We start from the raw sequence: 14931 nt of genomic DNA on the forward strand, positions 1-14931 counted from the left end.
CCCTCCCGCGAGGGCGGGGGCGAGGAGAGCGCTCGGGCGGCGCGATCGGTTAACGTGGAGGGCCGGAACGCGAGTGAGGAGGAGAATGCGCTTATTAAGGAGCGGGTCGGCGCGGCCCCGCGCCGCGTGGGTGGCCTGCCTGGTGGCGAGCGCGGCCCTGCTGGCGGGCTGCTCGGAGGGGGGAGACGGCGCTTCCCCGCCCACGGACGAGGCCGCGCCCGCGACGGAGACCGGGGCCGCCCGCGCCCCGGCGTCCTCCGAGGAGCCTGCTGCCGAGGCCTCCTCCGGGGCCCCGGTGTCCGAGCGGGACGCCGAGCGGCGGGAGTCGGAGCGGGCGCTGCGGGAGGAGCGCCGCGCCCTGGCGGCCTCCCTGATGATCGTCGGCGTGACGGACTACGACGACGCCCTGGCGAAGCTGCGCCAGGGCGTGGGCGGCATCTTCATCCCCAGTTGGGCGGACCCGGCGATCCTCACGGAGCCCGGGCGGGACATCGCGGCGCTGCGCGCGGCCGTCCCGCAGGACTTCAGCGTGTCCATCGACTTCGAGGGCGGCCGGGTGCAGCGCCACTCCCAGGTCCTCGGGGACTTCCCCTCTCCCCGGGAGATGGCGGAGACGATGTCCCCGCAGGAGACGGAGGAGGTGGCCTTCCGCATCGGCACGAGTCTGCACGAGCACGGGATCACCGTGGACTTCGCCCCGGTGCTGGACGTGGACAGCGCGGGCCTGGAGGTCATCGGCACCCGCTCCTTTGCCGCCGAGCCGCGGCGCGCGGCGGACTACGCCGCAGCCTTCGCCCGGGGCCTGCACGCCGCAGGTGTCAAGCCCGTGTTTAAGCACTTCCCCGGCCACGGCGCGGCCAGCGGGGACACCCACAAGGAGCCGGCTATCACCCCGCCCCTCGAGGAGCTGGGCCGCCTGGATCTCAGCGCCTACGGCCCGGCCCTGGGCCAGTCCCAGGGCGCCGGGGTGATGGTGGGGCACATGGCCATCCCCGGGCTGAGCACGGGAGATATGCCGTCGAGCATCGACCCCGGGGTGTACGGGCTGCTGCGCAGCGGGGCCTACCCAGAGGGCACGCCCTTCGGCGGCACGATCTACACGGACGACCTCTCGGGGATGAAGGCCATCACCGACCGCATGTCCACCCCCGACGCCGTGGTCTCGGCCGTCCTCGCGGGCGCGGATCGCCCGCTGTGGTCCTCCGGTGAGGCGGTGGAGGAGGCCATCGACAAGGTGGTGGACGCCGTGGAGGAGGGGTGCCTGCCAGAGGAGCGGCTGCGGGCCTCCTCCGGGCTGCCCGAGCAGTGAGGATGCGCGCCCTCGGTGGGTGGGGTAGCCGCCAGCGGCAAAGATGCTTTTCTTAGGGCGGGTGGTTACGCTGAACACCGTGAATGACTCTACTGACCGGCGCGGGGGTCGGCGCGGTCTGAGGATCACCCTGGGGGTGATCCTCGGGCTGATCGCCCTGGCGATCCTCGTGTACGCGGCGGATGTCCTGCTCACCAAGGGCACCGTGCCCAGGGGCGCCACCGTGGGCGGGGTGCAGATCGGGGGCATGGCCAAGGCGGAGGCCGCCCAGCGGCTCGACGACGAGCTGGGGGCGGTGTCCGCCAAGCCCGTCACCGTGCACGCGGGCGAGCTGAGCACCCAGTTTGTTCCCGCCGATTCCGGGGTGTCCCCGGACTGGTCCGCCACCGTGGACGCCGCCGGGGCGCAGTCGCTCAACCCGGTCACCCGGGTGCGCGGGTTCTTTGACGCCTACGAGGTGGACATCGTCAGCCGCGCGGAGGACTCCGCGTTTACCTCCGCGCTGGAGCGGGTGCGCAACGATCTGACCCGCGAGCCCCGCAACGGGGAGGTGCGCATCGAGGGCGGCTCGGTGGCGGCCGACCCGGCGGTGAACGGGCAGAAGATCGACCGCGCCGAGCTGCGCCAGCGCGTGACCGCGGAGTGGCTCAACCCCGCGGGCATCGAGGTCGGGGCCTCCGTGGTGGAGCCGGACATCCGCGACGACGCCGTGCGCAAGGCCGCCGAGGGCGACGCCGCCCGGGCCGTCTCCTCCCCCGTGGTGGCCCAGGGGCGCGACGGCGTGAAGGGCGTGATCCCCGTGGAGCGCATGGGTGAGGTGGTCACCTTCACCCCGGACAAGGGTGCGCTGCGCACGGACGTCAACGTGGAGGCCGCCCAGGCGATGCTGGCCGAGGGCCTGGCTAGCACGGAAAAGACCCGCGCCAACGCCCAGATCTCCTTCAGCGGGGGCGGCAAGCAGGTGACCCCGCACGTGGACGGCGTGACCATCGACTGGGACAAGAGCGCGCACCAGCTCCGCGAGCGCATCGTGGGCAGCCAGCCCCGGCAGTTCGACGTGGTCTACATCGACGAGCCCGCCTCCTTTACCACCGAGCAGGCGGAGGCCGCCACCTTCGACGAGGTGGTGGGAGAGTTCCGCACCGGGGGCTTCTCCGAGGCCTCCGGCAAGAACATCGCGCTGGTGGCGCAGGCCGTCAACGGCGCGCTCGTGCCCCCGGGGGAGACCTTCTCCCTCAACGGCTACACCGGGCCCCGGGGCAAGGCCCAGGGCTACGTGGAAAGCGGCATCATCCTCAACGGCCACGCGGACGAGGCCGTGGGCGGAGGCATCTCGCAGTTTGCCACCACCCTGTACAACGCCGCCTACTTTGCGGGCATGACGGACGTGGCGCACACCCCGCACAGCTACTACATCTCCCGCTACCCGGCGGGCCGCGAGGCCACCGTGTACGAGGGGGCCATCGACCTGCAGTTCCGCAACGATTCCGAGCACCCGGTGCGCATCGACGCCTCCGTGAGCGGCAACGACGTGACGGTCCGGCTCATGGGTGTGAAGACGGTGGACGTGGAGTCCGTCAACGGCGGACGCTGGGCGCAGACCTCCCCGCAGACGCTCAACCTCTCCGGGGACAAGTGCTCCCCCTCGGGCGGCGCTCCGGGCTTTACCACCTCGGACACCCGCATCATCAAGGATCTCTCCGGGGCGGAGATCAGCCGGGAGGAGACCACCACGGTCTACGACCCGCAGCCGATCGTGAGGTGCAGCTAGGCCGCGCTGTTAGGATTTGCCCCATGAGCGAGCACTACAACCTCTACGAATCCCTGGGGCTGAGCCGGGCCGAGGGCAGCGACCAGATCGCCGAGGCCCTGGACGCCCGGCTGTCCGCGCACGTGGAACGCGGCGGGGCCAAGAACGACCCGGCCTACGACGAGGCGGCCACCGCCCGCGCCATCCTGGGCGATCCGGCCAAAAGGGAGCTGTACGACGCCCGCCTGGACGACCCGGAGGCCAGCCCGCTGACGATCACCGCCCTGCGGGAGCTGGCCGGGCAGCCCGCGCCGCCGCGCCGGGTGCAGTATCGCTACGAGCCGGTGGAGGCCCCGGCCCGCTCCCTCGTGGGGGCCTTCAAGGCCGCCCCGGCGGTGGTCTCGGGCACGGCCTTCCTGGCCCTGGGCGGGGCGCTGATCTCGGTGCTGGCGATGGTGCTGCTCTACCTCACCGCGCAGCGGGAGCGCCGGGGCATGGACGCCCTGAGCCAGATGTACGGCGTGGGGCCGGGAGCGCAGGTGATGACGGCGGGCGTGGTGGTGGCCCTGGCCGTCATGGCGTTTGCCAGCGCCCTGTACTGCCTGCACGGGGTCACCGTGGCGGCCATCGCGCTGCGCGGCTCCAACCCGCTGGCCCACGCGGTGGCCGTGCTGTCCACCGTGGTGCTGCTCATGCTCTCCCTGTGGGTATGGCTCATGCCCCTAGACCTCGCCTACGCGGTGTTCATCTACGTGCCCTACCTGGTGGGCCTGCTGGTGCTCCTGCTGCTGCCGGACACGCGGGCCTGGGCGGCGGGGTACCGCCGCGAGCGCGAGGTGATCTAGCGCCCCCTCGGGGGCGCTTGGGGGTTAGGCGTGATGTCAGGGGAGGTCGATGGGGTCCACCTCGAAGTCCAGCTCCCCGGACTCCGCCCCCGGCGCCGTGGCGAGGTTCGTGGCCAGGGGGATCTGGTGGGAGGCGCTTTCCAGGATGTGCATGAAGTACCCGCCGGTATTGGGCAGCGCGATCACGTCCCCCACGGAGATTCCGTGGCTAAAGCGCACGCGCCGCCGCACGATCACCTCGTCCTCGATGCAGTAGGCCCCCACCAGGAAGCCCTCGTAGCCCGCCGGGCGATCCGGCTGCCCGGCGCCGGAGGCGCACGGGATCAGCAGGGGATCGACGAGGATGTCGTCCGCCGTGGTGCGGCACTGGGTGCGGTTCATGTCCAGCCCCACCAGCGGGGTGCCGTCGCTGCGCTCCTTGAGAAAGCTCACGCGGGCGAGGGTGAGCCCCGCCCCGTCCAGCACGCTGCGCCCCGGCTCCAGGTGCAGCCGCAGGCCCCGGCTGGTGAGGGCGTCGGCGGCGCGGGCCACCTCCCCGTGGACCTCCACCGGGCCGGTGAGCACCTCGCGCAGCCACTGCCCTCGGGTGGGGTTTTGGTGGAAGGGATAGACGGTGGTCAGGGGGTCGTTCTTCCAGGTGAAGGACTCCTCCCCGTGGGCCTGCGGCAGTGCGGCCCGGGCGCGCAGGAAGGCCTCCCACTGGGCGGGATCGTCGAGGTAGCTCATGGGCACCCCGCCGCCGAGGTCGATGAAGGAGGGCGCGTGCCCGGCGGCGCGGGCGTGGTCGATCAGCCCCAGGGCCTCCCCGAGCGCCACGCGCCGGTCCTCGGCCCGGTAGCCGTGCAGGTGCACGTGCACCCCCACCACCTCCGGGGCCTGCGGCCCGGCGGGGTGCGCGTCCAGCCAGGCGCGCCACCGCGCGGCCCGGGCGCCGAAGCGCGTGGGCGGCAGCACGGCGGGATCGGGGGCCAGCCGGGGTGCGACGCGGGCGCTGTGGCCCAGCCCGGCGGCGATCGCGGCGAGGCGGTCCGCCTCCTCGGGGGAGTCCGCGGAGACGGCCACCCCCGCGCGCACGGCGCGCTCCAGCAGGGAGTCTGGCTTGATCGCCGCGCTGAGGATGATCCGGTCCCCCGGCACCCCGCGCCCGAGCACCTGGGTGAGTTCGCGCTCGCTGGCCACGTCCACGCCGTGCCCGGCGTTACGCACCGCGTCGATGATGCGGAGCGTCTTGTTGGCCTTGCGGGCCAGGAACACCCGCACGTCCACCCCGCAGTCGCGTCCGGCGCAGATCAGCTCCTCGATGTTGCGCAGCACGGGGGCCGGATGGTGGACGTTGACGGGGGAGCCGTGGTCCTTAATCAGCCCGGCGCAGCGCTCGGGGGATTCCAGCAGCTCCACCATCCAGGGCTCGCACCGCCCGGTCAGCGGCACGGTGGCGGCCGCGCGGGGCGTGCCCACGGCGGTGCGGCGGTGCCGCGCCACCAGGCCGCGCGCCCACCGGGGGATGACGTCGTGGATCTCGCGCGAGAGCGTGTCCGCACCCGGTAGCAGGTGCTCCACGTCGCGCCCGGCCACGGCCAGGCCGGGGTGGCGGGGCAGGGAGCCATCCGGCTCCAGGACCAGGTGCGGGGCCTCGTCGCCCAGGTAGGAGGCCAGCAGCGTGCCCTCCACCAGCCCCGCCGGGGGCAGTACGGCGTCCACCACGATCTCCGCCTCCTCCCACGCCTCCGGGCGGGTGAGGTGGCGGGTGTCCACCACGCCGGCGTCGATGAGCGCGAGCAGCCGGGAGGCGTTGCCCGGGATGGTGCCAAAGGCCACCCGCTCCAGGGTGCGGGCCAGGTCCTCGAAGCCGACGACGCGCGCGCGGTGCGGGTCCGCTACCCGGCGGACCACCTCGGGGTAGAGCTGCCGCAGCGCCTGGGCCACGGCCCACGCGGGCCCCGGCGCGGCCTCGCCCACCGCCACGTCCCGGGAGCGGCGCAGCGCGGCCACGGGGTCCGCTCCGGGCGTCCAGTCGCGGCCCTCGATCACGGCGCGGATGCCCTCGGAGTGGTCGCCGGGAACCCCCGCGGCCTCCAGGAGGGCGGCGGCGTAATCCGCCAGCGCGTCGGTGAGCGCCGCGAGGTCGGGGGACAGCAGCACCCTGGGGCGCGCCTCGGCCAGCGCGGCCTTATGGCGCAGCTCGGCCAGGGCGCCCCGAGGATCGGGCTTGACCTCCATGAACCGCCCGGAGCGCCCCACCGGGACGATCGCGGTGGGCTCCCGCCCGCTGGGGCGGTAGGCGAGGTCGTGGCCGTGGTCGGCGGCTGGGGCAAAGGAGCCGCCCCGGCCCAGGGTGAGGTCCAGGGCGGCGTCGATGAAGGTGAGCGCCGTGCCGCGCACCGCCACCCGGGCACCGGGGGCCACGGGGTCCAGTTGCCCGGTGGGGTACACGCCCAGCACGCGCGGGGTGCGCGGCAGCGCGCCCGGCCAGGTGGCGGCGTGGCCGGTGGCCACCAGCACCTCCGCGTAGGCCTCGCCGTCTATCAGCCATCCCCCGTCCCGGCGCTCGAGCGAGCCCGCGGCGCGCGGGACGTGACGCACCGCGTGCCACGGCGAGGGGTGCTCGATCAGGGCGCGCCACGACTCCCCCAGGAACTCGCCCACCCGGGAGCGCGGCGGGAAGGGATCCAGCGGCTCGGCCTCCCCGTGCTGAAGGCGCCACCGGTCGAAGGACCCGAGCCCCGTGCCCACGATGTGCGAGGAGACGTTGAGCGTCCAGTGCTCCGGCTGGCCCGGTGCGTAGGCGGCCCCGGCGCCCGGGGGAGCGGGGTCCCACACCTCCACGTCCAGGGGGACCCGGTGCGCGCGGGCCTGCGCGCACAGCTCCTCGGTGGCCCACAGCCCGCGCGGGCCGGCCCCGATGATGGCTACCTTTGTTGCGTTCATAAGGTGTTCTCCAGTTCCGAGGGGTCGCCCAGGTGCTCGCGCACCCAGGCGTCGCTGTACACGGTGTCGAGGTAGGCGTAGCCGTGGTCGTGGAAGATCAGCACGGCGTCGTTCTCGGGGGAATCGGCTGCCGGGTCGGCCGGGGACGCGGCGCCCAGCAGGGCCGCCACCACCGCGCCCCCGGAGGCCCCCGGCAGGTAGGCCTCGCGCCGGGCCACGAGGCGCGCCCCGGCCACCGCGCGGGCGGCGTTGATGCGCGCCACGGAGTGCGGCTGGGACTGCGTGGACAGCTCCGGCACCACCCCCGCTCCGAAGCCGGGCAGCGGGCGCTCGCCCCGGCACCCGCCGTAGAGCACGGAGCCCGTGGCGTCCACGGCGGTGACGCGGGTGGCGGCCCGGGTGCCGCGCAGGTACTCCAGGCACCCGCCCAGGGTGCCGGTGGTGCTCACCGCCGCGAACAGGTGGGCCGGGGCGTGGCCGAGCTGCTCGACGATCTCGCGCATGGTGCCCCGCGCGTGGGCGGGAAACACCGCGCGGTTGGAGTACTGGTCCAGGTTCACGGAGCCGGGGAGCTCCTCCAGGAGATCGCGCACCCGGTTGCGCCGCGCGGCCAGCCAGTCGCCCGTGGCGGGGTCGGGCTCGGTCACGCGGTGTACCGTGGCCCCCAGCGCCTCCATGACGGACGCGGCGTAGCGGTTGGTGCGCGGGTCCACCACGCAGTGAAAGCTCATGCCCCGCAGGCAGCACTCGCGGGCCAGGGCCATGCCGAGGTTGCCGGAGCTGGACTCCACCACGGTGCCGCCGGGGCGCAGCCTGCCCGAGGAGAGGGCGTTCTCGACGAGGGCGGCGGCGGTGCGGTCCTTGGCGCTGCCCCCGGGGTTGAAGCCCTCCAGCTTGGCCCACACGGTCAGGCCCGTGCGTTTGCTGAGGTAGGGCAGCCGCACGAGGGGGGTACATCCGATCACGGCGCCGAGGTGGGGCGCTGCTGGCGGTAGGTACGTCATGTTGCTTAAGCATAACGCTCTGGACGGAGGGAGAGGATTGGTCCGGGGGTGAGGGGAGGGCGGCGGGCCGCGTGCCGACGGTGGGGCCGGGGTGCGGCGAGCGCGCCCGAGCAACACGAAAGCACCCGCCCGGAACGCCGTCCGGGCGGGTGCTGCATGGGAGCCGATGACGGGAATCGAACCCGCGTATTCAGCTTGGGAAGCTGACATTCTACCATTGAATTACATCGGCGCTGCGCTGTAGAAAGCGCTGCGGCATACTCTACACCACCGCGGCGGGCCGAGGGAAACGCCCTGGTGGCTTGGCGGTAGACTCGGCCCCGTGCTGCTTTCAGATCGTGACATCCGCCGTGCCATCGACGAGGGGCATCTGGGCATCGAGCCCTACGATGCCAACCTGGTGCAACCGTCCAGCGTGGATGTGCGCCTGGATAGGTTCTTCCGCGTGTTCAACAACTCCAAGTACACGCACATCGACCCCAAGCGGGAGATGGAGGACCTGACCAGTTGCGTGGAGGTGGACGAGGGCTTCGTGCTGCACCCCGGCGAGTTCGTGCTGGGGGCCACCCTGGAGAAGTTCACCCTGCCCACCCACCTGGCGGGCCGCCTGGAGGGCAAGTCCTCCCTGGGCAGGCTGGGCCTGCTCACGCACTCCACGGCGGGCTTCATCGACCCCGGCTTTAGCGGGCACATCACGCTGGAGCTGTCCAACGTGGCCAACCTTCCCATCGTCTTGTACCCGGAGATGAAGGTGGGCCAGTTGGCGCTGTTCGCCATGTCCTCCCCGGCGGAGACGCCGTACGGGGCGTCGGCACTGGGCTCGAAGTACCAGGGACAGCGCGGCCCCACGCCCTCCAAGGCGTACCTGAACTTCCGCTAGGCCCTTTGTGGCCCTCCATGCCGCTTATTGTTCGCCCCCGGTTTAACCCCCGTTCACCCAAGGCGGGTAGGGGTGGTGGCATGAAGCTGAGCGTAATCGGAACCGGATACCTGGGGGCCACGCACGCCGCCTGCATGGCGGAGCTGGGGCACGACGTGGTGGGTGTGGATGTGGACGAGGCCAAGATCGACGCCCTGGCGGCGGCCACCGTCCCCTTCTATGAGCCGGGCCTGCCGGAGGTGCTCGCCCGCAACCTCGAGGCGGAAAGGCTGCGGTTTAGCACCGACTACGCCCGGGCGGCGGAGCACGCGCGGGTGCACTTCCTGGCGGTGGGCACGCCGCAGCGGCGGGGGTCCTACGCGGCGGACCTCACCTACGTGCGCTCCGTGATCGAGGAGCTGGTGCCCCTGCTGGAGGGGGAGCACCTGATCCTGGGCAAGTCCACGGTGCCGGTGGGCACGGCGGCGCAGCTCCAGGAGCTGGCGGATTCCCTGGCGCGCCCGGGGGCCAGCGTGGAGGTGGCATGGAACCCGGAGTTTCTGCGCGAGGGGCACGCGGTGGAGGACACGATTCACCCCGATCGCCTGGTGCTAGGCGCGCGGGAGGGTGCCGAGGATCGGGTGCTCCCGGTGGCGCGGGAGATCTACGCCGCCCCTATCGCGGAGGGCACGCCGTTTCTGAGCATGAACCTGCCTACGGCGGAGCTGGTCAAGGTCTCCGCCAACGCCTTCTTGGCCACCAAGATCTCCTTCATCAACGCGGTGTCGGAGGTGTGCGAGGCCGCGGGGGCGGACGTTACCTCCCTTGCCCACGCCATTGGGCACGACGAGCGCATCGGCCACAAGTTCCTGGGCGCGGGCCTGGGCTTCGGCGGGGGCTGCCTGCCCAAGGATATCCGGGCGTTCATGGCGCGCGCCGGGGAGCTGGGGGTGGATCAGGCGCTGACCTTCCTGCGCGAGGTCGATGCCATCAACCAGCGACGCCGCGAGCGCGTGGTGGAGCTGACGCGCCGGATGTGCGATCACTCCCTGATCGGGGTGCGGGTGTGCGTGCTGGGCGCGGCGTTCAAGCCCAATTCCGACGACGTCCGGGACTCCCCGGCGCTGAACGTGGCGGGGTCGTTGTCCCTAGCCGGGGCGCATGTAACGGTTTATGACCCGCAGGCGATGAAGAATGCGCAGAGGGTGTTTCCCACGCTCGCCTACGCGCCCACGGCGCGGGAGGCGCTGCGGGGCGCACAGGTGGTGATCCTGGCCACGGAGTGGCAGGAGTTCCGCGACCTCGACCCGCGGGACACCGCGGATCTGGTGGAGTGGCGCAACCTCATCGACGCGCGCAACGTGCTCGATCTCGCGCGCTGGCGCGAGGCCGGGTGGACGGTGAGCGCCCTGGGCCGGGCAATGTGACTATTGTTGCTGATGTGACGCCTGTGGTTGGTGTTGCTGGCGTTTTTAAGCCGGCTCCGGCCGATCGGCCGGGTGGTCCGATGAGCGCCGCTGACCTGCGATGAGCGGCAGAACCGCTGCTCGCGGCGGTAAAAAATAGGTACATAGTTGGCGGTTAAGTAGACCGTGGGCTACTTTTGTACCTTAAGTGACAGATGAGAGTGTGAGGAAGGTAGTTTCGATGAAACAACGGGTCTCGATTGCCCTCGCTACCGCGTGCGCGGTCGCCGGCATGGGCCTTGCTGGGGGAGGAACTGCCCTCGCGCAGGAGAATCAGCAGCCCGCCGCGGAGTTCCTCGGTGAGGTGGCCAAGGCGCAGTCGCCCCTCCCGCAGCCCAAGGTGGCGGCCCCGGCCCCGGTGAACCCGGAGGCGAACGAGAGCTACGTCAGCTTTGGCGACTCCGTGGCCGCCAACCCCACGGTGCTGGACATCATGGTGACCCGCGCCCAGCGCCAGGGCCTGGATATTCAGTGGCCCACCATCCGCGAGGGCTTCTGCGCCCAGGGAATCAATAACTTCCCCTCGCAGGTGGCGCGGCAGACCGGCCTGCGGCTTGAGGATTACTCCTGCGGCGGCGCCACCGCCTACATGGAGGAGAACCCCAAGAGCGCCATCCCGCACGACACGATCAACGATCAGGTGAGCAAGGCCATCGGCGCGGGCGCCCTGGACGGGCGCACCAAGCTGGTGAGCGTCTCCATCGGCGTGAACGACCTCTGGCAGCCGGGCAACTACGAGAACGTGGGCCAGGAGCGCCGCAACGCCCTGTACCACGAGAACGTGACCCGCGCGCTCAACCGCATCAGGGAGGCTGCTCCGGAGGCCAAGGTGATCATGCTCGGCATCCCGGATCAGACCGACGGCGCCAACCACACCTGCGCCACGAACCTCCTGGGCATGGTGTCCCACTGGTACTTCCCGGTGGTGTCCTACTACCAGGACGAGCTGCGTAACGCGCAGCGCGCCGCCGCGCAGGGCGGCGGCGCCCGGTACCTGGACATGGTCAGCGAGATCAACCTGGCCAACGACAACAACGGTTGCTCCACCAACCCCAACCGCCTCAGCGCCGCCATCTTCGACGACGCTCCGCACAACTTCACCTTCCACCTCACCGAGGCCGGTCACGCGTACTACGCCAACCGCCTGGTGCAGGAGTACAATTCCTAAAAGGAGAGACCAGATGACGCCCGAGCTGATCACCGAGATCATCAACGATTACCCCCTGACCACCCCGCTGGTGCACCTGACCGGCACGCTGGAGCTGGATGACTTCGTCGAGCGCACGCTGAACGCCTGGCCGGATACCCGCCAGCTCCTCGAGTACTACGCCTAGTTCCCATGTAGCTCACAAGGTGCCTCGATCGCTCCGGACGAGGCACCTTGCCTGTCTCCGCGCCCTGTCGGTTTCGGCCTTTCAGAGGGTCGGCACCGTATTTGTTAACTCAACTCACTTTTTCTGAATAAAAACTAAGGATCGTCTTCTTTTATGACCACCGCTGTTCCCGGCCCCAAGCCCCTTCCCGGAATCGGAACTGCATACTCCATCAACCCGAACAACCTCGTGCAGTCCGCCGTGCAGCTCAGCGAGAAGTACGGCGAGGTGTACGTGCACCACCTGCCCGAGCACAACCCGCTGTACATCATCAGTTCTCAGCGCCTGGTCAACGAGCTGTCGGACGAGACCCGCTTCAAAAAGGAGCTGCACTCCGCGCTGCGGGAGATCCGCGCCTTCGCGGGCAACGGCCTGTTCACCGCGGAGCAGGAGGACCCGGAGTGGGCCAAGGCCCACCGCATCCTCATGCCGGCCTTCAACCCGGTGGCGCTCAAGGCCATGTACGACGGCATGTGCGACATCGCGGATCAGCTCATGCTGAAGTGGACGCGCACCCGCCACGATGACGTGGTGGACATCCCGGCGGACTTCACGCGCCTCACGCTGGACACCATCGCCCTGTGCTCGTTTAGCTATCGCTTCAACTCGTTCTATTCCGAGGACTTCCATCCGTTCATCCAGGCGATGGGCGACGCCCTGGGGGAGTCGGGCCGCCGCGCCCACGCCCTGGAGCTGCAGAAGAAGCTCAACCTGCTGGGGCAGCGGCGCTTTGACAAGGACGTGGACACGATGAGCGAGATCGTGGACGCGCTCATCGAGGAGCGGCGCGCCAACCCCAGCCCGGCGGGTGAGGAGGACATCCTCGACGTGATGATGTCCGCCAAGGACCCGGAGACGGGCGAGGCCCTCTCGGATAAGAACCTGCGCTACCAGTTGGTGACCTTCCTCATCGCCGGTCACGAGACCACCTCCGGCCTGCTCAGCTTCACCATCTTCGAGCTGCTGCGCAACCCGCGCGTATGGCTCAAGGCGCGCAAGGTCGTGGACGAGGTGCTCGGCGGGCGCTTCCCCGAGCACGGGGACATCAAGAACCTGGGCTACATCGACCAGATCCTGCGCGAGGGGCTGCGCCTGTACCCCACGGCGCCGGGCTTTGCCGTCACGCCGTACGAGACCACCACCGTGGGCGCGGACGAGGAGCACGAGGGCTTCGAGGTCAACCCCGGCGATACCCTCTTTGTGATCCTGCCCCGCGTGCACCGCGACCCCAAGATCTGGGACAACCCGGAGGAGTTCCGCCCCGAGCGCTTCGACTTCGAGAACGCCAAGAAGATCCCGCACAACGCCTGGAAGCCCTTCGGCAACGGCCAGCGCTCCTGCATCGGCCGCGCCTTTGCCCTGCAGGAGGCCACGATGGTGCTGGCGCTCATCGTCCAGCACTTTGACATCGAGTTCGCCGATCCCAACTACCAGCTCGAGGTGCTCGACGGCCTGACCTCCAAGCCCAAGGACTTCTACATCCGCATCAAGCCGCGCCCCGAGTGCCCCTACCAGGGCCGGGGCGAGGCCGTGAAGACCACCGGCGTGGACGCGGACGCCTCCGGCATGGAGTGTCCCGTGGCCCATTCCGAGGTCGAGGCGGCCCCCAACGGCCACAGCGTGCAGATCCTGGTGGGCTCCAACGCGGGCACCAGCCGCAACTTCGCGCGCCGCCTGGGCGCCTTTGCCACCGCGCAGGGCTACGAGGTCACCACCCTGGACCTGGACGACGCGGTGGATAACATCTCCGCCGACGGCCCCGTGCTCATCTGCACTGCCTCCTACGAGGGCCTGCCCACGGACAACGCCAAGAAGTTCGTGGAGTGGATCAGCGGCGGGGCGGACATCGACCTCAGTGGCGTGAACTACGCCGTCTTTGGCTGCGGCAACAGCGAGTGGGCCGCCACGTTCCACCGCATCCCCACGCTGATCGACGACCAGATGGCCGCCCTGGGCGCCACGCGGATCGTGGAGCGCGGCGCGGGCGACGTGCGCAGCGACTACGTGGGCGCGTTCGAGGAGTGGGCCGAGGGCCTGTGGGAGGCCGTGGCCGAGCTGGAGGAGGTGGAGCACAGCGCCGTCGACGCGGTGGAGCGGGTGAGCCTGGAGGTCGTGGACGGCGGACGCGGCGAGGCCCTGCGCACGGAGAACAGCGAGGGCTTCGTGCGCGGCGTGGTGGAAGAGAGCTACGCGATGAGCCCCGTCGAGGACGAGGGGCCGATCCGGGCTAAGCACCACGTGTCCATCCGCCTGCCGGAGGGCATGACCTACCGCACGGGCGACTACCTCGAGGTGCTGCCGCGCAACCCGCAGGCGCTGGTGGATCGGGTGCTGGCCCGGTTTAATCTCAACTCCGATTCGCGCGTGCGGATCGAGGGGCGCGAGAGCTTCCTGCCCCTCGGGGAGCCGCTGAGCATCGCGGAGCTGCTGGGTGGCTACGTGGAGCTGACGCTGCCGGCGGGGCGTCGGCACGTGGAGGCGCTCGCGCAGGCCTGCCCCTGCCCGCCGGAGAAGGCGGGCCTGATGGCCCTGCTGGACGCCCAGGCCTACGAGGAGGAGGTGCAGAAGAAGCGCCGCAGCGTGCTGGACCTGCTGGAGGAGTACCCCTCGGTGCAGATCGGCTTCGAGGACTTCGTGAACATGCTGGAGCCGCTGGCGCCGCGCCGCTACTCCATCTCCTCCTCGGCGCTCACGCAGGACGGCAACCGCCCGGCGCTGACCTTCACGGTGATCGACGAGCCCGCCTGGTCCGGCCGCGGGCAGTACGCGGGCATCGCCTCCACCTACCTCTCCCAGCTCCCGGTGGGCGCCTCCGTGCCGGTGAGCGTGGTGCCGGGCACCGAGCACTTCCGCGCGGAGGAGGACGTGACGCGCCCGATGATCCTCATCGGCGCGGGCACCGGCCTGGCCCCGCTGCGCGCCTTCGTGGAGGACGCCGCCCTGCGCGCCGCCGAGCAGGGGGTGACCCCCGGCCGCAGCCTGCTGTTCTACGGCTGCCACGGCAAGGACTCCGACTACCTGTACGCGGAGCAGTTCGAGGAGTGGTCCGAGCAGGGCGCGGTGGATGTGCGCCCGGCCTTCTCCCGGCACCCGGAGGAGGGCCCGGACGGGCTGATCAAGTACGTGCAGGATCGCCTGTGGCAGGACCGCGACGAGGTCATGGCCCTGGTCAAGCAGGGGGCGCGGTTCTACGTCTGCGGCGACGCCGAGCGCCTGGCGCCGTCCGTGCGCCGCACGATCACGCGCATGGTGGCGGAGGCGCATCGCCTGTCCGCCGACGAGGCGGCGGAGTACGTGCAGCGGATGGAGCACGAGGAGTTCAGCTACGTCAGCGACGTTTTTGACTAGGGCACTAAGCAGTACCTTACAATAGGGTTTCAGTACCAAAACGAAATGG

General features: G+C 70.8%; 10 protein-coding genes and 1 tRNA gene. 8 read left to right on the plus strand and 3 right to left on the minus strand.

Features of this window, described 5'->3' with window-relative positions; all coding sequences use genetic code 11:
- The first annotated feature begins 85 nt into the window (after window positions 1-85).
- The 3 genes from B140_RS0102815 (at window position 86) to B140_RS12900 (ending at window position 3904) form a co-directional block, all read left to right on the plus strand.
- The gene (locus tag B140_RS0102815) at window positions 86-1309 is read left to right on the plus strand and encodes a glycoside hydrolase family 3 N-terminal domain-containing protein (RefSeq protein WP_051069226.1); all 1224 of its coding nucleotides are present in this window, start codon (window positions 86-88) and stop codon (window positions 1307-1309) included.
- Window positions 1310-1445: 136 nt separating this feature from the next.
- Window positions 1446-3080: a VanW family protein gene (locus tag B140_RS0102820; RefSeq protein ID WP_018117837.1), complete on the plus strand. Its 1635-nt coding sequence runs from the start codon at window positions 1446-1448 to the stop codon at window positions 3078-3080.
- Window positions 3081-3103: 23 nt separating this feature from the next.
- The gene (locus tag B140_RS12900) at window positions 3104-3904 is read left to right on the plus strand and encodes a J domain-containing protein (RefSeq protein WP_018117838.1); all 801 of its coding nucleotides are present in this window, start codon (window positions 3104-3106) and stop codon (window positions 3902-3904) included.
- A gap of 36 nt (window positions 3905-3940) precedes the next feature.
- On the opposite strand, the gene B140_RS13215 is transcribed toward B140_RS12900, so the two are convergent.
- The 3 genes from B140_RS13215 to B140_RS0102840 all read right to left on the minus strand — a co-directional run bounded on the left by B140_RS13215 (window position 3941) and on the right by B140_RS0102840 (window position 8068).
- Window positions 3941-6832: an FAD/NAD(P)-binding protein gene (locus B140_RS13215; protein ID WP_018117839.1), complete on the minus strand. Its 2892-nt coding sequence runs from the start codon at window positions 6830-6832 to the stop codon at window positions 3941-3943.
- Window positions 6829-7836 carry a pyridoxal-phosphate dependent enzyme gene (locus B140_RS0102835; protein ID WP_026165923.1) on the minus strand — a complete coding sequence of 336 codons (1008 nt, stop codon included), beginning with the start codon at window positions 7834-7836 and terminating at the stop codon, window positions 6829-6831. Before B140_RS0102835 ends, B140_RS13215 begins: the two co-directional genes overlap by 4 nt.
- A 161-nt stretch (window positions 7837-7997) precedes the next feature.
- Window positions 7998-8068 (minus strand) — tRNA-Gly (locus B140_RS0102840).
- Window positions 8069-8158: 90 nt separating this feature from the next.
- On the opposite strand from B140_RS0102840, the gene dcd reads away from it, so the two are divergent.
- The 5 genes from dcd (at window position 8159) to B140_RS0102865 (ending at window position 14882) form a co-directional block, all read left to right on the plus strand.
- Entirely contained in the window at window positions 8159-8716 is a 558-nt protein-coding gene (gene dcd, locus B140_RS0102845; protein ID WP_018117841.1) for a dCTP deaminase, read from the plus strand.
- An 80-nt stretch (window positions 8717-8796) separates the two neighbouring features.
- Window positions 8797-10122: a UDP-glucose dehydrogenase family protein gene (locus B140_RS0102850; RefSeq protein ID WP_018117842.1), complete on the plus strand. Its 1326-nt coding sequence runs from the start codon at window positions 8797-8799 to the stop codon at window positions 10120-10122.
- A 220-nt stretch (window positions 10123-10342) separates the two neighbouring features.
- Entirely contained in the window at window positions 10343-11329 is a 987-nt protein-coding gene (locus tag B140_RS0102855; protein ID WP_083912213.1) for a GDSL-type esterase/lipase family protein, read from the plus strand.
- Window positions 11330-11342: 13 nt separating this feature from the next.
- Entirely contained in the window at window positions 11343-11495 is a 153-nt protein-coding gene (locus B140_RS13675) for a hypothetical protein (protein ID WP_018117844.1), read from the plus strand.
- A 153-nt stretch (window positions 11496-11648) separates the two neighbouring features.
- On the plus strand, window positions 11649-14882 hold the full coding sequence (locus tag B140_RS0102865; RefSeq protein ID WP_018117845.1) for a bifunctional cytochrome P450/NADPH--P450 reductase: 3234 nt from the start codon (window positions 11649-11651) through the stop codon (window positions 14880-14882).
- The last annotated feature ends 49 nt before the right edge of the window (window positions 14883-14931 follow it).

It is taken from the genome of Corynebacterium mastitidis DSM 44356 (genome assembly GCF_000375365.1).
GTDB lineage: Bacteria > Actinomycetota > Actinomycetes > Mycobacteriales > Mycobacteriaceae > Corynebacterium > Corynebacterium mastitidis.

What these genes read in the sequence shown, in the direction of transcription:
- B140_RS13675 (WP_018117844.1), top strand. Translation starts at nt 11,343, where the DNA reads ATGACGCCCGAGCTGATCACCGAGATCATCAACGATTACCCCCTGACC.
- B140_RS0102855 (WP_083912213.1), top strand. Translation starts at nt 10,343, where the DNA reads ATGAAACAACGGGTCTCGATTGCCCTCGCTACCGCGTGCGCGGTCGCC.
- B140_RS12900 (WP_018117838.1), top strand. Translation starts at nt 3,104, where the DNA reads ATGAGCGAGCACTACAACCTCTACGAATCCCTGGGGCTGAGCCGGGCC.
- B140_RS13215 (WP_018117839.1), bottom strand. Translation starts at nt 6,832, where the DNA reads ATGAACGCAACAAAGGTAGCCATCATCGGGGCCGGCCCGCGCGGGCTG.
- B140_RS0102865 (WP_018117845.1), top strand. Translation starts at nt 11,649, where the DNA reads ATGACCACCGCTGTTCCCGGCCCCAAGCCCCTTCCCGGAATCGGAACT.
- B140_RS0102835 (WP_026165923.1), bottom strand. Translation starts at nt 7,836, where the DNA reads ATGACGTACCTACCGCCAGCAGCGCCCCACCTCGGCGCCGTGATCGGA.
- B140_RS0102850 (WP_018117842.1), top strand. Translation starts at nt 8,797, where the DNA reads ATGAAGCTGAGCGTAATCGGAACCGGATACCTGGGGGCCACGCACGCC.
- B140_RS0102815 (WP_051069226.1), top strand. Translation starts at nt 86, where the DNA reads ATGCGCTTATTAAGGAGCGGGTCGGCGCGGCCCCGCGCCGCGTGGGTG.